Origin of the sequence: Chimaeribacter californicus, assembly GCF_002858675.1 — a bacterium.
Classification (GTDB): Bacteria; Pseudomonadota; Gammaproteobacteria; order Enterobacterales; family Enterobacteriaceae; genus Chimaeribacter; species Chimaeribacter californicus.
Genome location: NZ_PJZF01000026.1, coordinates 47691 through 68686, shown reverse-complemented (window position 1 = coordinate 68686; position 20996 = coordinate 47691). Strand labels below are relative to the sequence as shown.

The window sequence follows — 20996 nt, the reverse complement described above, 5'->3', positions numbered from 1 at the left end:
TTCGCGGATAGGCTTGATCATCTGGTTGCCGTGGATGCCGATCACCCAGAACAGCTGGGCGACAAACATCAGGATCAGGATGCCCGGCAGGCTCTGCATCACCGACTCCAGCGGCTGCTGGATCACCTTGTAAACGGCGTCATACAGGTAGATGCCGGTCACCTGGTGGAACACAAAGCCGAAGGTGGCGATCAGTACCACGGTGATAATCGCCGGGATCAGCGCCGAGAAGGAGGCGGCGACGTTAGGCGGCACGCTTTCCGGCATCTTGATGCGCAGGCCGTTGATCCGCTCCAGCCGGGTGTAGATCTCCACCGACAGAATGGCGATAAACATGCCGAGGAACAGGCTTTTGGTGTCGGAGAACTGTTTCGCCAGCACATCTTTCACCACCTGCAACTGGTCGTTCACCACCAGCTCCAGCGTGGTGGGCGTCACGGCGATAAAGCAGATCACCGCCAGCATGCCGGGGAACAGCGTGCGGTTGCCGTTGATTTTGCCCAGCTCAATCCCGATCAAAAACACCGCGCCGATGGTGATAAAGCTCAGTGTGGCGTAGTTGATGCTGGTCATGATCGGCTTGAGCACAGCCAGGAAGGAGAAAATGTCGAAGCTCGCCAGGCCGTTTTTCGGGTCCATCACCATGTTGGAGATCAACACCGAGAACGCCCCGACGATGATCACCGGCATCAGGGTGATGAAGGCGGCTTTGATTGCCATGATGTAACGGTAACTGTTGAAGGTATTGGCAAAACTCCCCAGAGAGTCAATCAGCCGGTCCTTATATGACATACGCACCTCGTAACTGTTGGTGGTGCCGGTGTTCTGCGCACAGGGTCGGCCCGCATGGCCAGAGGTAAACGCGGGCCGCCCTGTCTGATCGTGTCAGGCAGTGCAGAGCATCAGATGGCGAAAAGTGTCCAACAAAACGCGTGCGGCTTAATCGCGTTTGGTATGCCAAAGTTAACGGAATGAAGTTAAATTTCTGTGATCATCACCGCACAAGCGGTAATTGGAATTCCAATAGCGATTAAAACTGCATTTTGGTATACCAAATCAGATTTTCCGCAACGAAGCGGCAACCGGGGCGGGGATCATGGGAGTTAAGGGCAGGATCGCAGGGGATCGTTATGGGCAAACCGTTCGGGATGCCCCCCATTTTCCGCCTGCGGCCTATGCTAAACTGCGGCAATATCGACGTTTTCCCGGCATTGGGGCCGGTTATTGAGGGTGCTTACTGATGATCACCATGTTGGATGTCTCACTGCGGGCCGGGGTGTCGAAGGCCACGGTGTCCCGCGTTCTGAACGGCACCGGGCAGGTCAAACAGAGCACGCGTGATGCGGTGTTCCGCGCGATGGAGGAGTTGGGCTACCGGCCCAATTTCCTGGCGCAGTCGCTGGCGACGCGCAGTTCCAACAGCATCGGGCTGGTGCTCTCCAATTTCGATGGCCCCTACTTCGGCAAGCTGCTGCGCCAGGCGGCGAAAGATGTCGAGGCGAGCGGAAAGCACCTGATCGTGACCGACGGCCACGACACGCCGGAAGATGAGGCGGAAGCGGTACGCCTGCTGGCTGACCGCCGCTGTGACGCCATCGTGCTCTACACCCGCCACATGTCACAGGCGCAGATCATGGCGCTGTTTGAGACACTGCCGATGCCGCTGGTGGTGATTAACCGCGATGTGCCGCAGGCGCGTGACCGCTGCGTGTTCTTCGAACAACAGCAGGCGGTATTTGAGGCGGTCAGCTACCTGATCGGCCAGGGCCACCGGGCAATTGCCTGCATCACCGGGCCGATGGCCACCCCCACCGCGCAGCAACGGCTGGCCGGTTACCAGGCGGCGCTCACGGCGCACGGGATCGCGTTCAACCCCGGCTGGGTGGCGGAAGGGGATAATAAAGTCACGGGCGGGTACCACGCCTGCCGCACCTTACTGGCGGAAGACCCGGCGTTCAGTGCGCTGTTTTGCAGCAACGATGATATGGCGATTGGCGCGATGAAGGCGTTACAGGAGGCGGGCAAAACGTTACCGGACGAGGTGTCGCTGTTTGGGTTTGATGACCAGCCGGCAGCGGCGTTCCTGCAACCGGCGCTCTCCACCGTCTACCTGCCGATTGATGCCATGATCGAAACCGCCATCGCCCAGACGCTGCGGCTGCTGAACCAGCAGCCGGTGGCGCCACTGGCCCCGTTCACCGGCCAGCTGCGGGTGCGTGACTCGGTAGTGACGGGGCCGTTTTTCACGCCGGAGAATTAAATCAGCTCCAGCGCCAGCAGCTCTTCGATGGTCTGGCGGCGGCGGATCAACCGCACGTCGTCGCCATCAAACAGCACTTCCGGCAGCAGCGGGCGGCTGTTGTAGTTGGAAGACATCGACGCGCCATAGGCACCGGTGTCATGGAATACCAGATAGTCGCCAATCTGCACCGTGGGCAGTGCGCGGGTTTCCACGCCGCCGCCCGCCTGCTGGGTAAACACATCCCCTGACTCGCACAGCGGCCCGGCGATCACCGAATCAATCAGCGGCTCGCCGGTGGTGTCCCGGCCATCAGCGGGCAACAGCGAAATGTGGTGGTAACTGCCGTACATCGCCGGGCGCATCAGGTCGTTGAAGCCGGCATCCACCAGCACAAAGTGGCGGCTGCCCATGTTTTTCACCGCGCGCACCTGCGCCAGCAGCACGCCGGACTCCGCCACCAGGAAGCGGCCCGGCTCAATCTCCAGTTTCACCGGGTGGCCGAGGTGCGCCGCGATCTGCCGGCGCGCCCGGTCCCACAGGCCGAAGTAGTGATCGGTATCGATACGCTCCCCATCAAACTGATAGGGAATGGAGAGGCCGCCGCCGGCGGAGATCGCCTCGATGTCATGCCCGAGGTCAATCACCTGGCGCACCATCGCGTCACACACCTGCTCCAGGTGGCTGTAGTCCACGCCGGAACCGATATGCATATGAATGCCCACCAGCGTCAGCGAATAGCGGCGGATCGTCTCCAGCGCCAGCGGCAGATCGGCATACCAGATGCCGTGTTTGCTGTTCTCACCGCCGGTGTTGGTTTTCTGGCTGTGGCCGTGGCCAAAGCCGGGGTTGACTCGCAGCCAGACCGGGTGGCCGGGGCGGCGCTCGCCCAGTTGCGTCAGCATGTCGATGGAACCGGCGTTCACCGGGATCGCCAGCTCCGTCACGCGCGCCAGCGTCGGCTCGTCCAGCAGGTCAGCGGTGAAAACAATCTCCCCCTCCGGCCCCGGCTGGTAACCGGCGTGCATGGCCCGTTCAATTTCGCCCAGCGACACTGAATCCACCCGCACGCCCTGCCCGCGCATCAGCCGCAGGATATGGGTGTTGGAGCAGGCTTTCTGCGCAAAGCGGATCACATCAAACTGGCGCAATTCATTGATGCGCCGGCGGATAATCTCTGCGTCATACGCCCAGACCGGGCAGCCAAAACGGGCCGGCAGGGCCAGCAGGTTATCCGCATTCAGGGCGGTGGAGTCATCATTCAGGGCGTAAGGCATCAGCGGCTGTCCGGTTAAGTCAGAGTCAGAATAACAAGTATGGCTGCCATGCTACCTGCGCGCCGCACGGGGGGAAAATATCTGTTTGGCGGCAGGCTATTCATTTATGATATGGCTTTTCGCCGGAACCTATCATGCCTGCCCTCTCCCTGCGCCAGATTGAAATTTTCCATGCGGTGATGACCACCGGCAACCTGACGGAAGCCGCCGCGTTGCTGCACACTTCGCAACCCACCGTGAGCCGCGAACTGGCGCGCTTTGAGAAAAGCGTCGGGCTGTCGCTGTTTGACCGGGTGCGCGGGCGGCTGGTGCCCACGGTGCAGGGGCTGCGGCTGTTTGAAGAGGTGCAGCGCTCCTACTACGGGCTGGAGCGCATCAACGCCGCCGCCGCGGGCATCCGCCAGTTTCAGGAAGCGCAGCTCTCCATCGCCTGTTTGCCCGCCTTCAGCCAGTCGCTGTTGCCGTCCGTCTGCAAACCCTTTACCGATGCGCACCCCGGCGTCAGCCTGAATGTGGTGCCGCAGGAGTCGCCGCTGCTGGAGGAGTGGCTCTCTGCCCAGCGCCACGATCTCGGCCTGACGGAAACCACCCTGACGCCTGCCGGTACCGAACGTTTTACGCTGATGACGCATAATGAAGTCTGCGTGCTGCCCGCCGGGCACCCGCTGCTGGCGAAACCGGTGCTGACGCCGCACGATTTTGAAGGTGAAAACTATGTCAGCCTCTCCGGCACCGACAGTTACCGGCAATTGCTGGATGCGCTGTTCCTGGAGGCGAAGGTGACGCGGCGGATGGTGCTGGAAACGCACAGTGCCGCATCGGTATGCGCGATGGTGCGTGAAGGGGTGGGGGTGTCGGTGGTGAACCCGCTGACAGCGGTGGATTACGCCGGTCAGGGCGGGGTGGCGCTGCGGCCGTTCAGTGTGGCGGTGCCGTTTACCGTGAGCCTGATCCGCCCGCTGCACCGCCCTTCTTCAGACGTGGTGGATGCGTTTATCACCTGGCTGCACCGGCTGGCGGCGCAGTTCCCTGCCCGGCTGGCGGCCGCGGTTGCGTACCGCTAGCCGGGTCAGGTTATCGGCCTCAGGCCGCTGCTTTGCGCGCCGCGCGGCGGAAGGTGAACAGGCAGAGCACAAAGCCCAGCAGCGCCAGCCCGCCCGCGGCGACCGGCACCATGGTCAGCCCCAGCCCACCGGCGATCACCGCACCGCCCACCCAGGCACCCAGCGCATTACCGACGTTAAAGGCGGCAATGTTAAGCGTTGAGACCAGGTTCGGCGCATTCTTGCCGTAGGCCACCACGTTGATCTGCAACGCCGGTACCGCCGCGAATGCCGCCGCCGACCAGAGGAACAGCGTGACTTCCGCCGTCACCAGATGGTGGCTGGTGACGCTGAACAGCACCGAGAACAGCGCGATCAGCAGGAAAGTCAGCGTCAGGCTCACGGAGAGTTTCCAGTCCGCCAGGCGGCCGCCCAGCACATTGCCGACCGTCAGCCCTACGCCCATCAGCAGCAGCGTCCAGCTGACCCCATGTGGCGACACGCCGGTGATGTCGGTTAATACCGGCGCGATATAGGTGAACAGCGCGAACATCGCCGCCGCAAAACAGACCGTCATCAGCAGCGAGAGCCAGATGCCCAGCCCGCGCAGCGCGCTCAGCTCCTTGCGCAGGTTGGTCGGGTGCTCTTCTTTCACCGCCGGTAATTTGGTGTAGAGCGCCAGCAGCGAGATGAAACCGATCACCACCACCGCCCAGAAGGTGGACCGCCAGCCCAGCGCCTGCCCGAGCGCGGTACCGAGCGGCACGCCCAGCACGTTTGCCAGCGTCAGGCCGGTAAACATCAGCGCCACCGCCGAGGCACGCCGGTTTGGTGCTACCAGATTAGCCGCCACCACTGAACCGATGCCGAAGAATGCGCCGTGGCACAGCGCCGTGATGATCCGCGCCAGCATCAGGAAGTTGTAACTATAGGCCAGTGCGCACATCAGGTTACCGACGATGAAAATCACCATCAGTAACAGCAGCGTCATTTTGCGCGGCAATCTGGCCGTCAGGATCGCCATAATCGGCGCGCCAATCGCCACGCCCAGCGCATACCCGCTGATAAGCCAGCCCGCCAGCGGAATGCTGACCTGTAAATCCCCCGCCACCTGCGGCAGCAGGCCCATAATGACAAACTCAGTGGTACCGATGGCAAAGGCACTCATCGCCAGCGCCAGAAGTGAAACAGGCATACACGCTCCCCGTGTGATTGCGGCCGCCGCACAGCGGCCCTGTTATCGCAGATGAATTTTTACAACAGCGTCATGTTTATCACAGACGATAAGCCAGCCCACGGAAAACGCCGTGTGCCGGGTCGTCATAAAAGTGAAGGTCAGGCGTGACACCGCCTGGATGCACCAGATAGCCCTTTCATTTGTCAGGCTTTTCTTATCCGTTACCTGATAGAGATACCACACCTGCCCGCCGTAAGGCCAGCCGGCAGGTTATGGAACGCACAGTCGTCTAACCAGTCTTTAACGTCAGCGGTCACTGCAGCAGGGTGCAAAAGAGGAAGGGCTCAGGCGTAACCTATAACGGCATCACACGCTTTTTTATAAGTCATTGATAAGGTAAATAGTTAATAACGTATTCAGGATTTAGCGGCTGACCCAGGCAGCAGGCTTCTTTTTAAAAGGCCAAAAAAAAGAATCTGGTTGGTTGCCAGATTCTTTTCTTATTAAGCGCTTACTCAACAATAGGGGTAAACGCTCATACTGCATAGTATTCCTTACGCCTTTAAGCTTACGATTAGAAAGGAGATATTGCAACCGGCGAGATATACTCCGCCGGGTAAGGTATGCAGCACTGAACGATTGTTATCTGTTCTCTCCGGTATAAACAGGTTATCAGTCCCGGCTGGAAACGGGTGGTGCCGTCCAGTAGCCTGAACAACCAGAGTGCTGCATAGTATTCCTTACAAAATACAACATCGTGGGCGGGCAACCCAAAGGCTCTTACGGTGGTGCGCACTCCCTCTACAGGGAGAAAGTGATGATGCAGTTACTTTTGCTGCTTGCTGAACTGGTAAATACTGTTCTGCAAATCATCGTTGCCATCATGCAACTGACCGGTCATCTGTAAGGACTGGAACTTAATAAAGGGCAGAGTTCACCACTCTGCCCTTTTTTGCTGCGTTTAAAGTCAGGGCGTGACCCGCCAGTAGACGCCCTGGGCGCGGACGTTGTGGCCGAAACCGCAGTCGCCTTCGGTGGTCAGCGTCACGTCGTGGTCGGTGAAGGCCATGCTGACGTCGCAGGCGCTGCCGAAATCGGACTCGGCGGACTGATGGTAAACGGCGTGCTGGTCACGGATGGCGGTCACGGTGGAAAACTCCCCGATGTTCGGCCCGTAATAGAGCGCCATCGCGCCCATGTAGAGGCCGCTATACTCAATCGCGAAGTGGTTGCCCTGCGGCTTGACCACCAGCGTGTTCCAGTTGCCGTACCCGGCGTACTGCCAGTATTCACCCGCCGGGCTGCGCGGCGGCGGCAGGGCGTCGAGCTGCGGCTGCATCAGGCTGAGGTTATAACGCGATTTCTCATCCTCCGGCGCGAGTTGCAGCCAGGCACGCGCCTTGAGCCACATCCCTTGCCGCAGGTAGGAGAGCGCTATGTTATTGTAGGCGGTGACCGTGGCGCTCTCCGGCTGGCGGCAGAACTCGCTCCAGGCAACCTGATCGCGGAAAATATCCCGCGCCTGCGCATAGTCGCCTTTCTGGTAGGCGGCTTGGCCGTTTACCGCATACTGGCCCACCTTGCGGCAGTCGGCATCAATATCCGGCTCGTCAATCTTTGCTGCGGCATTCAGCGCCGTCAGCATTCCGGCGAGCAGTACGGCACCGGCCGCCACGCCTGTCGGCAAACCCTTCATTTGCTTTCCTCTGTTGTATTGCATGCCGTGATGGTGACCGGGGGGGAACGAAAAACATCCTTACAAGTCTATAATTGCCAGTTGGATCACAGACACCCATTCTGGCCCTGATCGGGCCATGATCAGATAATTACTCTTTTTTGCTGGAAGTTGGATTCGTTATGACAAAAACCCCGGGAACACACAGCCAATGGCGCCAAATCTGGCACCTGATTAAACCTTACTGGCACTCCGAAGAGAAGTGGCGCGCCTGGACGATGCTGGGCACCATTGTGGCGTTGTCGCTGGCCACGGTCTATATCAATGTGCTGCTGAACGAATGGAACCGCGTCTTTTATGATGCGCTGCAAAACAAAAATTACCCGGTATTCAAGGCGCAGCTGCTGCACTTCACCTGGCTGGCCCTGGCGTTTATCGTGATCTCGATTTACAAGGTCTACCTGACCCAGGGGCTGCAGATGTACTGGCGGCGCTGGATGACCAAGCAATACATGACCAAGTGGCTGAAGCACCATGCCTACTACCACACCGAGCAGCAACAGACGGTGGACAACCCCGATCAGCGTATCGCGGAAGATCTCAACGTGCTGACCAACGGCACCCTGTCGCTGACGCTGGGGCTGCTGTCGAGCGTGGTGACGCTGGTGTCCTTCGTCTCGATCCTGTGGGCCGTCAGCGGCCCGCTGACCTTTATGATCTCGTCCCACAGCTTTACCATCCCCGGTTATATGGTCTGGTTCGCCCTGCTCTATGCGGTGCTCGGCTCGCTGCTGGTCGGCTGGATCGGCAGGCCGCTGGTGCGCCTCGGCTTCAATCAGGAGCGCTTCGAGGCGAACTTCCGTTTCGGGCTGATCCGCATCCGTGAGAACAGCGACGCCATCGCCCTTTATCAGGGTGAAAAGCGTGAACGTGAGCAACTTGAGGGCCGTTTTGAGGCGATCCGCAGCAACTGGTGGTCGATCATGCGCGTCACCAAAACGCTGAATATCGCCTCGACCTTCTATGCGCAGTTCGCGATTATCTTCCCGTTCCTGGTGGCCGCCCCGCGTTACTTCACCGGGGCGATCCAGCTCGGGATGCTGATGCAGATCTCCTCTGCCTTCGGGCAGGTGCAGGGGGCACTCTCCTGGTTTATTGATGCGTTTAACGACCTGGCGACCTGGAAAGCCTGTGTGAACCGTCTGGCCGGTTTCAACAACGCCGTCGATGAAATTGAAGCGCGGCCGAACGGTATTCAGCATGCCGATTCCCCCGACCATGCGCTGGTGCTCGACAAGCTGCAACTCACCCTGCCGGACGGCGCGCCGCTGTTTGCCCCGGCGAGTGTGGCGCTGAAGCCCGGCGACCGCGTGCTGATTGCCGGGCCGTCCGGCTGCGGTAAGTCCACGCTGCTGCGGGCAGTGGCCGGTGTCTGGCCTTACGGCAGCGGGCAAATCGCCGCCAACCGCCAACAGACCACGCTGTTCCTGCCGCAGCGCAGTTACATCCCGATTGGCTCGCTGCGTGAAGCGCTGAGCTACCCGGATGACCCGTCACGCCACCCGGACAGCGAACTGCTGGCGGTGCTGGAGTTGTGCCGTCTGAAACACCTGCAGCCAATGCTGGACATGGCCGGTAACTGGGGCCACCGCCTCTCGCCGGGTGAACAGCAGCGGCTCGGGTTTGCCCGCGTGTTGCTGATTAAGCCGGACATCCTGTTCCTGGATGAAGCCACCAGCGCGCTGGACGACGAAACCGAGCAGCAGATGTATACGCTGATGGTGGATTACCTGCCGAAAATGACGCTGGTGAGCGTGGCGCACCGCAATAGCGTGGCGAAATACCACCAGCAGTGCTGGCGCTTCCAGTCCGATCAGGCCCTACACGCCGTGGTGCTGACGCCGTCGGCATTACCGCTCACCGCCTGAACCGGCGCGCTGTAACACAATAGAAAACAACAGCCATAAAAAAAACGGCGGCCACCGGCCGCCGTTTCTCATTTCACGCCGCTCAGGCCGTCGTACCCAGCGCCACTTTCACCTGGTTGGCAATCCTCTCCACCTGCGGGCCATAAATCACGTGCACATCGTGCTCGGTGACCCGTTTCACGCCGTGCGCGCCGGTGGTTTTTAGTTTGTCATCCAGCACTTGCGCCATGTCATTGACCTTCACCCGCAGGCGGGTGAAGCAGCAATCTACCTGCAAAATGTTGGCCACGCCGCCCAGCCCATCGATGATCACCTGTGACTGGTCGCCGGCCGCCGGTTTCGCGCCGACCGCCGCCGTGGTGCCGGTGGCCGGTTGCGGTGAGTTGGTGACTTCACCCAGTTCGCCTTCGCTTTCGCGCCCCGGGGTCTCCACCCGCATTTTCAGGATCAGCCAGCGGAATGAGAAGTAGTAGAGCGGCGCATAGATCGCCCCGAGAATCAGCGCGTCCCACCAGTGGGTACGCGCACCGCCCAGCACGCCGAAGATCAGGAAATCAATCGCCCCGCCCTGCACGTTACCGATCATCACATCCATAATCTGCATCAGCATAAACGACAGCCCGGTCAGCAAGGCATGCAGGATGTAGAGCACCGGCGAGACGAAGATAAAGCAGAACTCCAGCGGCTCAGTGATGCCGGTGGTAAACGAGGCCAGCGCCCCCGCCAGCATCAGCGCCTTGACCCGCTCCTTGTGCTGCGGCCGGGCGGTGTGGTACATCGCCAGCGCCGCCGCTGGCAGGCCGAACATCATCACCGGGATTTTGCCCTGCGCCAGGAAGCGCGTTGCTTCCCGCGTGACCTCATCCGGAATCGAGCCGGGGGTGGAGAGCGCGGCGTTGAAGATGTTCAGCGCGCCGACGATGCTCTGGCCGTCTACCGTTGTCATGCCGCCAATCGGCGTGAAGCGCACGGTTTCATTGATGATGTGGTGCAGGCCGGTCGGGATCAGTAACCGCTCCGAGGTGGCATAAATAAAGGTGCCGACCTCCCCGGTTTTACCGATAAGCTCTCCCACCCATAAAATGCCCTGCGCCACCGCCGGCCAGACCAGCGCCATCGCTACCCCGACCAGCGGCAGCACCAGCACGGTGATGATCGGCACAAACCGTCGCCCGCCGAAGAAGGCGATCGCCGTCGGCAGGGTGATGGTATAGAACCGGTTGTGCAGCAGCATCACCACCAGGCCGGTGATCACCCCGCCCAGCACGCTCATGTTGTAGGTAAAAATGCCGAGCGTATTGGTGAATTCGGCGGCGTACATCATCGCCTCGGTTTGCGCCAGGCCCTGCCCGGTCAGGTGCGCCACCGTGGTGGTGGCGGCGGTGATGCCCTGCGCCTTCAGGCAGAAATTGACCCCGACATGCAGGGCGATAAAGCCGATACCGGCCGCAAAGGCCGCCGTGGCTTTCTCCGCATTCGCCAGCCCCATGGCCGTCGCGACAGCGAAAAACAGCGGCAGGTTGGCAAACAGCGCCCCGGACACCGCCCGGATAAAGCCGATAACCAACTGCGGATAACGCATATCGTTGAAGGCATCCCCGGTGATTGCCGGGTTCTGCAACGCGGCCGCCAGCCCGAGAAAAATACCGGCGGCAGCGATCACCGAAATGGGCGTCATCAGCGCCTTACCCAGATCATGGATTTTGCTGCTGAGCTTGATCATGTGCCGAACTCCTTGAGGCAGGGTGAAAATTCGTACTTTGAGTAAAGTCACGAACCCCGGCGTTGTATAGACGGCATCCGCCAGAGTATGAGGCTGGTCACATTTTCACCGCATCGGCCATCGGAGGGTTTTCATAGCAAAATCGCCTCTTTTGGCATCAGGTCGTGCGCATAGGGCGGATTTTATCCTGTATTAGCGGCAGGAAGATCGTAGACTCATTTCATTCGCCTGCTTAAAGTCAGCAGTATGATTATTTCAATTTCAAGAGAGAGCGCGTATGCCCCCTTCACCGGACATTTCCGAGATTGCTGAGTCGCTGCTGAGCGTGATGCGTCTGTTGCGTAAGCGGGTGGATGCCGCGATGGCAAAACAGGGATTGTCGCTGGCACGCGGTGCCTTGTTATGTGCGGTTCAGCAGGGCGGGCAGTGCCGCCCGGGCGAGCTGGCGGTGCAGCTTGGGCTGTCGCCGCGCTCGATAACCGACGCGCTGGATGCGATGGAACAGGACGGGCTGGTGACGCGGCAGCGCCACCCCACCGATCGGCGTGCGCAGCTGGTGTCATTGACCGCCAAGGGGGAGGCGGCGCTGCACCAGGCCGAGGTGCCGCGCCTGCTGGCGATTGAGCAGTTACTTTCCGGGCTGGACGATAACCAGCGCGGCCAGTTGCTGGCCGCGCTGCGCGTGATTAACCGACAGGGCTAATGCCTGCCGGGTTGGTTCTTAGCGGAAAAATCAGGCCGTCCAGCGTTTGAAGATCACGCTGGCGTTGACGCCGCCAAAACCGAAACCGTTGGAGAGCGCATACTCCATCGCCATCGGCCTTGCCTCGCGGCCCACCAGATCCACGCCTTCTGCGTCCGGGTCCGGGTGTTCCAGGTTGCGGGTTGGAGGCGCAATCTGGTCGCGCAGCGCCATCACCGTGAAGATCGCCTCAATGCCGCCCGCCGCGCCCAGCAGGTGGCCGGTAGAGGATTTGGTCGAGGTTACCGCGATGCCGTTTTCACTGCCGAACAGCGCCTTGATCGCCGCCAGTTCCCCGCGATCGCCGACCGGCGTTGAGGTGGCGTGGGCATTCAGGTGCTGCACCTGGTGCGGTTCAATCCCGGCCTGACGCAGCGCGATGCTCATTGCGCGCCGTGCGCCGCTGCCATCTTCCGGCCCGGCGGTGAGGTGATAGGCATCCGCGCTGGTGCCGTAGCCCACCACTTCCGCCAGCGGCGTCGCGCCGCGTGCCAGCGCATGCTCCAGCGTTTCTACCACCAGCACCCCGGCCCCCTCGCCCATCACAAAGCCGTCACGCGCCGTATCAAACGGGCGGGAGGCCAGTTCCGGCGTATCGTTGAAGCCGGTCGAGAGCGCCCGCGCGGCGGCGAACCCGCCGAGGCTGACGCGGTCAATCGCCGCTTCGCTGCCGCCGCAGATCACAATGTCCGCCTCATCATTGCGCAGCAGCCGTGCTGCATCACCAATCGCCTGGACGCTGGCCGCGCAGGCTGCCACCGGCGTACCCAGCGGGCCTTTAAAGCCAAACGCCATGGAGACGTGGCCCGCCGCCATATTCGCCAGGAAGGCGGGCACGGTAAACGGCGACAAACGGCGCGGCCCGCGGGTTTCGGTGGTGGTCACGGCGTTGGCAATCGCCGGGAAGCCGCCGATGCCGGAGGCGATCACGGTGGCAGTGCGTTCGCGCTGCGCCTCGGTCTCCGGCTGCCAGCCCGACTGCGCCAGCGCCTCTTTGGCGGCTCCCAGCGCAAAGGTGATGAAGCGGTCCATCTTCTTCTGCTCTTTGACCGGCACCGCCTGATCGAGATCGAAGCCCGCTTCCGGGTCTTCGGCGAGGGTCGGTACCACGCCGCCGATTTTCACCGGCAGGTCAGCGACCACGGCGTCCGCCAGCGGCCGGATGCCTGAAGCGCCCGCCAGCAGACGCTGCCAGACCGTTCCTACCCCACAACCCAGCGGGGAGACGATCCCCATGCCGGTCACGACAATGCGTTGCAAACTCATGGTGTACTCTCCTTTGTGGCTGAATCAGCCTGATGCTGTGCGGCGGCCCGTGCGATACGGGCCGTCATTTTTCTATCGGCAGCCGGGCCGGCCACCAGCTGGTGGGTCTCCAGGCTGATGGGTTTCTGGTGAACCAGATCAAACAGGGTCGGTTCCACCACCGTGCCGGTGGTGCGCTCCGCCAGCGCGATGCTGGCCCCCTCCGGCGAAAAATGGGTATTGCCCCACTGCAACAACGTGAACAACACCGGCCCCAGCCCGCGCCCGGCAGGCGTCAGCCGGTATTCATAACGCAGCGGCCGGGTGCTGTAGGGGTGCTTTTCCAGCAACCCATTTTCAACCAGCGTCGCCAGCCGGCGGCTGAGGATGTTCGGCGCTATCGCCAGGCTCTGCTGGAATTCATCAAAGCGGCAGAGGCCGTGGAAGGCATCACGGATAATCAACAGGCTCCACCACTCGCCGACGCGCTCCAGGCTGCGCGCAATCGGGCAGCGCTCTTCGCGTAAGTTTTTGCGTTTCATCAGCACCTCACTTGCATAATGCAAGCCACTCTACCCAAGTCACTTGCATTATGCAATTCACTCGCATCAGATGCGCATTCGCCCGGCTCTCCTTGCGCCCCGGCCATCACGGCTGTTACGGTGGATTCACTATTTCCTGAGGTGTGCACCATGAATTACGTTCTTTTTTATTCGCCGGGTTCGGCCAGTATGGCGGTGCACTGGATGTTGCTGGAGTTGGGCGTGCCGTTTGACGCCGTGTGGGTCAAGTTACATGAGGGTGAACAGCACTCGCGTGAGTACCGTAAAATCAGCCCGTCGGGCCGCGTGCCGGCGCTGTTTGTCGAGGGGGAGACAGTGTGCGAGTCCACCGCCCTGCTGATGCTGCTGGCAGAGCGCCACCCTGAAGGCGGGCTGGCCCCGCTGCCCGGCAGTGAGCACCGTGCGGTGTGGCTGGAGACGATGATCTTTTTCGCCAATACCCTGCTGCCTGCGATGCGCGACTGGTTTTATGCCGATCAGGATGGCGCGGCCGAACTGGCCCCCGCCGTGCGGCAACTGGCCCAGCGGCGTATTGAACAGGCATGGGAAACCCTGGACGCCCAATTAGGCCGCAATGGGGAGTTTCTGGTGGGGGATGCGCTCTCTGCGGTGGATTTTATGGCGGTGATGCTGATGCGCTGGTCGCGCGATATGGCGAAACCGGCCACGCAGTGGCCGCGGCTGAAGGCGTATGCAAAACGGTTAACCGCGCGCCCCGCCTACCAACAGCTGCAGGCGCGCGAGGCACTGACCGGCTGGCTATAACGCCACCGGGTCAGGGAACCGCGATCGGGCTCAGGGAACCGGCACCACGGAGATAATCTTCACCTCTTCGCCGCCGGTTTTCTGTTTTGCTTTCTCCAGCACTTCCGGGCTTTTGTCCGTGAGTTCCTGGTCACTTACGATCACCAGCTCTTCCGCACTGGCATGGCTGCCGTCTTTACGCTCAAATACCACTTTATAACTGGCGCTCATTTCTGCTCCTTTGTTAGCTTGTTTACGGTCGGCGGCCGGTGTCAGCGCCGCTCATCCCACACATCACCCAGCAACCGGATCGTCTGGTCGTCACAGCCTTGTGCACGCAGCGGTGCGCGTACCTCATTTTCCAGATCCGGCACATACCCTACCAGCACCTCGCCGGAGCCGTGGAACGTCACCTGCCCCAGTGCCGCCGGCAGCAGCAGGCTTTCGGCCCGCCCCAGCGGGTAGCGTTCGCCGTTGGCCTCCAGCGCGCACGGTTCGCCGATGTTGGCGACCAGCCGCACGCTGCTGAACCGGTAGTCATAACGCGCGCTGAGCTGCCAGCGCTCCAGCGCAAAGTAAGGCCCGGCACAGCACATCACGCGGCGGCAGGCGGGCGTCTCTTCACGCAGCAGCCCCGGGTGCGGTAACGACACAAGATCCGGGCGCAGCTCGTCGAGCAGCGCATCGATGTTCTTCTCCTGTGTCGCCCTGGCGAGGCGCGTGCCATCCTCCATTTTCCACGGCATCGCGTGTTGCTGGATGTTGGAGGTCTGCTCGATCTCATAGATCAGCGTGTCCGGCCCAAACGAATGCAACATGCCGCCCGGCACGTAGAAGGTGTCACCGGCGCGTACCGGGTAACGGTACATCACCGCGTCGTAGTCGCCGTCCAGCAGCGCGCTGCGCAGGGTTACCCGGTCAACGTCCGGTTTAACGCCCAACAGGCAGGTGGCCCCCTCTGCCGCCCAGAGAATATGCCACGCCTCGGTTTTGCCGTTCGGCTGCTTTTCCAACCGGGCGGCGGCTTCGTCATTGGCGTGCAGGTGCACCGGCAGCATGCCGTTGCCGTCAATAAACTTGGTCAACAACGGAAAATGGGGGCCGCGCCAGCCGGGCGCGACCAGATGATCGGGGTAACGTTCGGTGAGTTCACGCAGGGTCTGGCCTGCCAGCTCCCCGTTTTTCACCGTGGCGATCATGCCGTCAACATCGCTGACCTCCCAGGTTTCCGCGATACGGCCTTCCGGCAACCCTGCCTTGCCCAGTCTTTCCCTGATGTTATGCCCGCCAAAAACGTGGGTGGCGAGCGGCAGGGTCAGCGATAAAGGATAAGCCTTCATGCGTACCTCCCGCTGACATCAGATAATGGGCTGACCACCTGTTACGGCGATGTTGGCACCGGAGATGTAGCTCGCTTCGTCGCTGGCCAGCATCACGTACGGCGCGGCCAGTTCAGCCGGTTGGCCGACACGTTTGATCGGCATGGCGCTGCCCAGCTCTTTGACCTGATCGGCGGGCATGGTAGCAGGGATAAGCGGCGTCCAGATCGGGCCGGGGGCCACGGTATTGGAACGGATGCCCTTCTCGGCCAGTAACTGCGCCAGGCTGCCGGACATATTCAGGATCGCGGATTTGGTGGCGGAGTACGCCACCAGCATCGGTTTCGGCTGGTCGGCGTTGATCGAGGTGGTACTGATGATCGAACTGCCTTTCGGCATATGCGGCACGGCGGCTTTCACGATGCGGAACATCGCATAGATGTTGGTTTTCATCGTGCGGTCGAACTCTTCCTCGCTGATCTCATCCAGCGACTGGCGCACCATCTGGAAGGCGGCGTTGTTCACGATGATGTCGATGCGGCCAAATTCCTCTACCGCTTTGTTTACCACCGCACGGCAATGTTCGGCCTCGGTCAGGTCACCGGGTACCAGCACTGCTTTCTGCCCGGCTTCTTCCACCAGCCGCGCGGTATCTTTGGCGTCTTCATGTTCGTTCAGGTAGGAGATCAACACATCTGCCCCTTCGCGGGCATAGGCAATCGCCACCGCCCGGCCGATGCCGGAGTCGCCGCCGGTGATGATGGCTTTCTTGCCCGCCAGCCGGCCGGAGCCTTTGTAGCTGGTTTCACCATGATCCGGTGTCGGTTTCATGTCAAAAATGGTGCCCGGTACGGATTGCTGCTGTTCAGGTTGTGGGGGAGTAGGACGGTTTGTCATGGGTCTGTCTCCTGTTATCTGACGGCGAATCTCGCCTGAGAAAGGGTGCCAGGCCGCAGCCTGACGCTAAAAATTCGATGTACCTCACAGGGTTATGCAAAGCGTTACGCTGTTTTCAGTATAGTCCATTGACGGGGATTGCAAGGCGGGGGCGGGAAACAGGGAAGAGTACGCTCTCAAAAAGACTCACAGCGACCCATTCTTGCAGATCTGCTGTTTCTGCAAAAAAGAGACATTGTTCAATTTTTAAAAATATCATATTGATAGGATAGTGTTCATTGGATTACTTATAACAAGGAATTAATAGGATGATACATAAGAGAATAAATATAAAAAGAATCACCTCAGAAAAATATAATGACTACAATTTAAAAATATCAACACACCTCAGGAAAATCCCCTTATTTAAAAGAGCCGTTATACCGCTTATATTTATTTTATCTCTTTCTAGCTGCGTAGGTGACCGTTTAGAGTTCCGGAACAAAGGCACTGTTTATCTGGAAGGAAATCGCCTTATTTGTATCAAATCAACACCTGGCGATATACTTACCTACTATTTATTGAGTTCTTCTGAAAATAACTATGCCCCGCCATTAGCAGTTGCAGTAGATATAAAAAGAGCGTACCCAGACACATGTATCAATAGTGTTACTTTAAAAGAAAATGTGGCCTACGATCTCAATTATATTCTTAACGATATTAAGTATAAAGCTGAGTTTAGTGTAGATAAAAGCAGCACTATAAAAGGAGTTAAATAAATGTCTTTGCCCGCCTATCTGTTTTTATATGATGAAATTTAAAATCATCAGGACTCATGAAAAGGCCATAGCGTGTATAGAAAAGAGGTCTTTAGCCCTGTCCTATACACATTATTATAGAGGATGCAATGAGCGGTACAGGACGTAGAAATGCCTAAAAGCGCTGAAAGCCTTGCTATAGCTGGGTTTGGGTAGAGGTCAGAAGGTATTGCCGGAGGTGTTTTTGGAGCGGGTGAAGGGAATCGAACCCTCGTATGCAGCTTGGGAAGCTGCCGTTCTACCATTGAACTACACCCGCATCGGTGTGCGTTGCGCATTATAACCCTAACTCGCTGAGTGACAAGCAGTAAAACACCGCCAATTGGCGGTGTTTTGAGCAGTCAGTGCATTTTGGTACAAAAACCTATCGCGTAAAGTAGCAGGGTGCCTGGTAGTAGGCGCGCATTTTCTCTGCCAGCCAGCCGCCGTCGTCGCCGTTGGAGTGGATGGTGGTGATGCTGACGGTCGAACCGCCGCCCCACAATATCGCGAAGATATTGTAGTCCGGCAGGTTGTAGACCTGCTGCTGTGACCAGTCATAGCCGTTGTCACGTTGCAGGAACTCGCCCACCCGGCTTACGCCGTAGTTCACCGGGTTAATCGCCGTGTTGCGCAGCCCGGCGTAAATAGCGGAAACATCCTTGCCGATGCGTTCATCGCCCATAAAGAAAGTGCCGCCGGAGGCAAAGTGCGTGCTGGGGATCAGGCTGGTGCCCTCCTCTTCCGTCGGCATGTGGCCGCCGGGAATCTGCCAGATCATCGCCGGTTTATTCAGCCCGGCTGCGGTGTATTTCACCAGCTTCAGGTAGTTAAGCCAGCTCGAGGCGTTCCAGCCGTAGTGCGCCAGCGCGTCCGGGCTGAAGCAGTCACGTTCGAACTTATCAAACACGATGAAATCCGGTGCGTACTGGCCCTGGTAGACCCGCAGCTCGTTGATGAAATCCACCACAGCATTAGCATGCTCGCGCGCGTCCACGTTCTCCCGCAATACCCAGTCAGCAGTGCCGGTCGCCCAGACGTTGGTCTGCCAGCCAAACGGCACATCCGGCGCAAAGTGGCGCACGATAAAGTTAATCGCTTGCAGGTAGCCGTACAGATCGTCACTGAAGGTCGGCAGCAGCGGCGTGCTGAACTGCAACAGCGGCTGGAGATCCCGCACTGCTGTCTGCAAGTGGCTGTTGACCTTCACGCTGCCCAACCCGCGCACCGCCGTGTAGCCGTAGGGCTCCTGCTGCATTGCGCCGAGGAAATCGGGGTTCAGCACAAAGGTCACCGGAACCGGGTGGGCCGCATCTTTATAGCTCTGCGCTGCCACGCACTGGGTGATAAAGCTGCCGAAATGGTTACGCAGCCGCTGCTCATCCTGGAGATCCGGCAGGGCGCTGCCGCCGCTGGCGTTGGCGGTGTACACCACCATCACCGGCATCACCGGGCGGTTCGCCTCCTGCGCGATGTTGCGGGCTACCGCACAGGTGCGGTGTACCGGCAGGCTGTCGAGATCGAGATAACCATCGCCGTTTTTATCCACTTCGGCCGCCGGAATCGGGTCACCGCCGCCGTCAAAGCCGTCGTATTTGAAGATGGCGCTGACCGGCACGCCGTTGTAGGCCGTTATGGAGGCGTTGGAATTTACCGTCACGCCGCCGTGGGCCAGATAATCGGGCCAGCCGCGCACCTGAAGCTCGACTCCCTGTTCAAACGTCAGCTGCAACGCGTGGTTATTGGCTGACACCGTAACCAGGCCGTCACGCAGCGGCAGATAGCTGCGGCCGTTCAGCGTCAGTTTCTCCGCGCTGATGCGGTACTCACCCGCCGCCAGCGGATAGGGCACCGCCAGCTTGCCTGTACCGTTCAGGGTGAAATAGTACTGGGTCGCGCCGTCCGGGCTTATCAGGGAGACGTTAAGTTTATGGCTGCCGGAAGGCAAACCGCTGGTCTGAAGCGTGGCCTTGATCATGTTGCCGGTATTGAGCCGCCGGGTCTGGTAGTCCACGGTAACCGGCAGTACGTTGTTTTTATTCGGGATAAATGACGTCAGCGCCGTCAGGCCCGAAAACTCGGTGTTGTTGATGCAGGTGGTGATGATTTTCACCTGACAGGCCACCTGATGCGTGAGTTTGTGGATGGTCAGCGGCGTGCCGAACGTGAGGCGGTGATCGCCCGCCACCGCCTGCCCGGCCTGGGTCAGCGTAATACCGATGCTGCCCTGTTTAATGCTGCTGTTGCTCATCAGCGAAAGCGCGGCAGCGGCAAAAATCCGCGGCGCGTGGTAGGCCAGCGTCGCATGGTAAGGCGACGTACTCTCTGACAGCGCGATCGTCAGCTGCGGTTGCTGCGGCGTCAGGCTCGCTTCCTGATTCTCCAGGACCGGCAGTTGCAGGGTGTAGCGCCCATAGCTCAGGCTCTGGATGCGTTGCGCGCTGTTCCATTGCAGGGTGTGCGTTTCACGGTTGCCTTCCGGGTCAGTCAGGATCACCTGCGGCGGCGGGAAACCCGCCAGCGGGCTGGCCGGGGTGGCGATCACCAGCTCGCCCTGCCGCGCCGGGTCATTGACCAGCGTGACGTGCACGTCGCCCAGCGTGACCGGTGTCTGGGTGGCGCTCAGGCTGAAGCTCAGGGTACCGGTGGCGCCGGGAGCCAGGCTCATTTTGCCGCCCGACGGCAATACCAGCGTATTTTTCTCCAGCGGCCAGCCGCCGTCCCGCGTGATGGTGGGCGCGGTGCCGGAGAAGAGGGTGCCGCTGAACGGGCTGTACTCATCTGGGTGGCCGGTGGCCATAAACTCAATTTTCGCCTGCGCCAGGTCAATCATCTGTTGGCAGGTATTGGTGAGGCTGAAGGTGACTTTCTGGTACCAACTGCTGGAAGAGAGCGCGCTGACGCTCACCGCCACGCTGGCCTCTGCCGGGTTGCCGCCGGGGGTCGGCGTGACGGGCGTCGCCTCTTCCGGCTCGTCGGGTAATACGCGGTCATCCGGCACATCGGGTTCATCCGGCACGTCCGGCTCCTCCGGTACATAAGGTTCGTCCGGCACATCAGCTTCGTCCGGTAATTCCGGCAGGAAATCGTCGGCCGGTGGCTGCTCTTCCGGTTCGGCGGGCACCTCCGGCTCAGCGGGTTCTACCGGCCCGCTGGCCTCGCCGGAGGCCAGCGTCAGCGTCCAGTGGCTCACCTCAAAGGGGATCTGGCTGGCCGCCAGGTTGAACACCAGCGTGCCCTGTTTCCCCGGAGCCAGCAGCAGCGGCCCGCCGTTATCCAGCACCACCCGGCTGTGCTTCAGCGGCCATTCATCGATAAAGGAGATATCCGGCGTTTTGCCGGGCATCAGGCTGCCGCCCACCGGCGCATAGTGATCAATGCTGCCGTTGGCGGTAAAACAGAGCTCGGCCTGATTAAGATCCAGCGGCTGCGAGCCGCGGTTGCTGAAGGTCAGCGTGGCCGGCTGGTACCAGCTGTTGACGTCAATCGCGCTGGCGGCCAGTTGCAGGCCGGACGGTAGTTGTGTTGCCATGGTGTGCCCCTCGTCTGAACGTGTCTGACCAGCGTCACACTAAGCCTCTGTTATTCCTATCATTTAGCCCATAACAAAATATCAGGCCCGGTCATAACACATCACTCACGCCGGAT

General features: G+C 60.2%; 17 protein-coding genes and 1 tRNA gene. 6 read left to right on the top strand and 12 right to left on the bottom strand.

Features of this window, described 5'->3' with window-relative positions:
* Positions 1-792, bottom strand: a 792-nt coding sequence (locus CYR55_RS21075; protein WP_146001015.1) for a PTS transporter subunit EIIC, incomplete at its 3' end; no start/stop codon positions are given.
* 448 nt (positions 793-1240) lie between these two features.
* Between CYR55_RS21075 and CYR55_RS21070 the strand changes: the two genes are divergently transcribed.
* Positions 1241-2260, top strand: a complete 1020-nt coding sequence (locus tag CYR55_RS21070) for a LacI family DNA-binding transcriptional regulator (protein WP_101818306.1) — start codon at positions 1241-1243, stop codon at positions 2258-2260.
* Here CYR55_RS21070 and lysA read toward each other — a convergent pair.
* Positions 2257-3516 carry a diaminopimelate decarboxylase gene (lysA, locus tag CYR55_RS21065; RefSeq protein ID WP_101818305.1) on the bottom strand — a complete coding sequence of 420 codons (1260 nt, stop codon included), beginning with the start codon at positions 3514-3516 and terminating at the stop codon, positions 2257-2259. The two genes, CYR55_RS21070 and lysA, sit on opposite strands and share 4 nt — an antisense overlap.
* Positions 3517-3650: 134 nt before the next feature.
* On the opposite strand from lysA, the gene CYR55_RS21060 reads away from it, so the two are divergent.
* Positions 3651-4580: a LysR family transcriptional regulator gene (locus CYR55_RS21060; RefSeq protein ID WP_101818304.1), complete on the top strand. Its 930-nt coding sequence runs from the start codon at positions 3651-3653 to the stop codon at positions 4578-4580.
* A gap of 19 nt (positions 4581-4599) precedes the next feature.
* Here CYR55_RS21060 and CYR55_RS21055 read toward each other — a convergent pair whose 3' ends face one another.
* Positions 4600-5754 (bottom strand): MFS transporter, encoded by a 1155-nt coding sequence (locus CYR55_RS21055; RefSeq protein ID WP_101818303.1) that lies wholly within the window; start codon positions 5752-5754, stop codon positions 4600-4602.
* A 949-nt stretch (positions 5755-6703) separates the two neighbouring features.
* The gene (locus tag CYR55_RS21045; protein ID WP_420912747.1) at positions 6704-7432 is read right to left on the bottom strand and encodes a tetratricopeptide repeat protein; all 729 of its coding nucleotides are present in this window, start codon (positions 7430-7432) and stop codon (positions 6704-6706) included.
* A 161-nt stretch (positions 7433-7593) separates the two neighbouring features.
* On the opposite strand from CYR55_RS21045, the gene CYR55_RS21040 reads away from it, so the two are divergent.
* Positions 7594-9339 carry an ABC transporter ATP-binding protein/permease gene (locus CYR55_RS21040; protein ID WP_101818301.1) on the top strand — a complete coding sequence of 582 codons (1746 nt, stop codon included), beginning with the start codon at positions 7594-7596 and terminating at the stop codon, positions 9337-9339.
* Positions 9340-9421: 82 nt separating this feature from the next.
* On the opposite strand, the gene CYR55_RS21035 is transcribed toward CYR55_RS21040, so the two are convergent.
* Entirely contained in the window at positions 9422-11062 is a 1641-nt protein-coding gene (locus CYR55_RS21035; protein ID WP_101818300.1) for a PTS transporter subunit EIIC, read from the bottom strand.
* 277 nt (positions 11063-11339) lie between these two features.
* Here CYR55_RS21035 and CYR55_RS21030 point away from each other — a divergent pair, with 277 nt between their 5' ends.
* Positions 11340-11765 carry a MarR family winged helix-turn-helix transcriptional regulator gene (locus CYR55_RS21030; protein WP_101818299.1) on the top strand — a complete coding sequence of 142 codons (426 nt, stop codon included), beginning with the start codon at positions 11340-11342 and terminating at the stop codon, positions 11763-11765.
* Between the two features lie 30 nt (positions 11766-11795).
* Here the strand turns inward: CYR55_RS21030 and fabF are convergent, their stop codons facing one another.
* Complete coding sequence (fabF, locus tag CYR55_RS21025) at positions 11796-13070, bottom strand: beta-ketoacyl-ACP synthase II (protein ID WP_101818298.1); 1275 nt, start codon at positions 13068-13070, stop codon at positions 11796-11798.
* The gene (locus tag CYR55_RS21020) at positions 13067-13591 is read right to left on the bottom strand and encodes a winged helix-turn-helix transcriptional regulator (protein ID WP_101818309.1); all 525 of its coding nucleotides are present in this window, start codon (positions 13589-13591) and stop codon (positions 13067-13069) included. The genes fabF and CYR55_RS21020 overlap by 4 nt, the downstream gene beginning before the upstream one ends.
* A gap of 150 nt (positions 13592-13741) precedes the next feature.
* Between CYR55_RS21020 and CYR55_RS21015 the strand changes: the two genes are divergently transcribed.
* On the top strand, positions 13742-14377 hold the full coding sequence (locus CYR55_RS21015; RefSeq protein WP_101818297.1) for a glutathione S-transferase family protein: 636 nt from the start codon (positions 13742-13744) through the stop codon (positions 14375-14377).
* A gap of 30 nt (positions 14378-14407) precedes the next feature.
* Here CYR55_RS21015 and CYR55_RS21010 read toward each other — a convergent pair whose 3' ends face one another.
* The 3 genes from CYR55_RS21010 to CYR55_RS21000 are packed head-to-tail and all read right to left on the bottom strand — an operon-like array spanning position 14408 to position 16572.
* Positions 14408-14587, bottom strand: a complete 180-nt coding sequence (locus CYR55_RS21010) for a hypothetical protein (RefSeq protein WP_101818296.1) — start codon at positions 14585-14587, stop codon at positions 14408-14410.
* Positions 14588-14628: 41 nt separating this feature from the next.
* Positions 14629-15696: a class I mannose-6-phosphate isomerase gene (locus CYR55_RS21005; protein ID WP_101818295.1), complete on the bottom strand. Its 1068-nt coding sequence runs from the start codon at positions 15694-15696 to the stop codon at positions 14629-14631.
* Positions 15697-15714: 18 nt separating this feature from the next.
* Positions 15715-16572, bottom strand: a complete 858-nt coding sequence (locus CYR55_RS21000) for a glucose 1-dehydrogenase (protein WP_101818294.1) — start codon at positions 16570-16572, stop codon at positions 15715-15717.
* Positions 16573-16880: 308 nt separating this feature from the next.
* Here CYR55_RS21000 and CYR55_RS23410 point away from each other — a divergent pair, with 308 nt between their 5' ends.
* Positions 16881-17330, top strand: coding sequence for a putative T6SS immunity periplasmic lipoprotein (locus tag CYR55_RS23410; RefSeq protein WP_146001014.1), 450 nt, complete (start codon positions 16881-16883; stop codon positions 17328-17330).
* Positions 17331-17554: 224 nt separating this feature from the next.
* Here CYR55_RS23410 and CYR55_RS20995 read toward each other — a convergent pair.
* A tRNA-Gly gene (locus CYR55_RS20995) sits at positions 17555-17628 on the bottom strand.
* Between the two features lie 105 nt (positions 17629-17733).
* Complete coding sequence (locus CYR55_RS20990) at positions 17734-20880, bottom strand: chitinase (RefSeq protein WP_101818293.1); 3147 nt, start codon at positions 20878-20880, stop codon at positions 17734-17736.
* Positions 20881-20996 lie beyond the last annotated feature (116 nt).

Coding starts and splice junctions, on each gene's coding strand:
- CYR55_RS21070 (WP_101818306.1), top strand. CDS start 1,241: ATGATCACCATGTTGGATGTCTCACTGCGGGCCGGGGTGTCGAAGGCC.
- lysA (WP_101818305.1), bottom strand. CDS start 3,516: ATGCCTTACGCCCTGAATGATGACTCCACCGCCCTGAATGCGGATAAC.
- CYR55_RS21060 (WP_101818304.1), top strand. CDS start 3,651: ATGCCTGCCCTCTCCCTGCGCCAGATTGAAATTTTCCATGCGGTGATG.
- CYR55_RS21055 (WP_101818303.1), bottom strand. CDS start 5,754: ATGCCTGTTTCACTTCTGGCGCTGGCGATGAGTGCCTTTGCCATCGGT.
- CYR55_RS21045 (WP_420912747.1), bottom strand. CDS start 7,432: ATGAAGGGTTTGCCGACAGGCGTGGCGGCCGGTGCCGTACTGCTCGCC.
- CYR55_RS21040 (WP_101818301.1), top strand. CDS start 7,594: ATGACAAAAACCCCGGGAACACACAGCCAATGGCGCCAAATCTGGCAC.
- CYR55_RS21035 (WP_101818300.1), bottom strand. CDS start 11,062: ATGATCAAGCTCAGCAGCAAAATCCATGATCTGGGTAAGGCGCTGATG.
- CYR55_RS21030 (WP_101818299.1), top strand. CDS start 11,340: ATGCCCCCTTCACCGGACATTTCCGAGATTGCTGAGTCGCTGCTGAGC.
- fabF (WP_101818298.1), bottom strand. CDS start 13,070: ATGAGTTTGCAACGCATTGTCGTGACCGGCATGGGGATCGTCTCCCCG.
- CYR55_RS21020 (WP_101818309.1), bottom strand. CDS start 13,591: ATGAAACGCAAAAACTTACGCGAAGAGCGCTGCCCGATTGCGCGCAGC.
- CYR55_RS21015 (WP_101818297.1), top strand. CDS start 13,742: ATGAATTACGTTCTTTTTTATTCGCCGGGTTCGGCCAGTATGGCGGTG.
- CYR55_RS21010 (WP_101818296.1), bottom strand. CDS start 14,587: ATGAGCGCCAGTTATAAAGTGGTATTTGAGCGTAAAGACGGCAGCCAT.
- CYR55_RS21005 (WP_101818295.1), bottom strand. CDS start 15,696: ATGAAGGCTTATCCTTTATCGCTGACCCTGCCGCTCGCCACCCACGTT.
- CYR55_RS21000 (WP_101818294.1), bottom strand. CDS start 16,572: ATGACAAACCGTCCTACTCCCCCACAACCTGAACAGCAGCAATCCGTA.
- CYR55_RS23410 (WP_146001014.1), top strand. CDS start 16,881: ATGATACATAAGAGAATAAATATAAAAAGAATCACCTCAGAAAAATAT.
- CYR55_RS20990 (WP_101818293.1), bottom strand. CDS start 20,880: ATGGCAACACAACTACCGTCCGGCCTGCAACTGGCCGCCAGCGCGATT.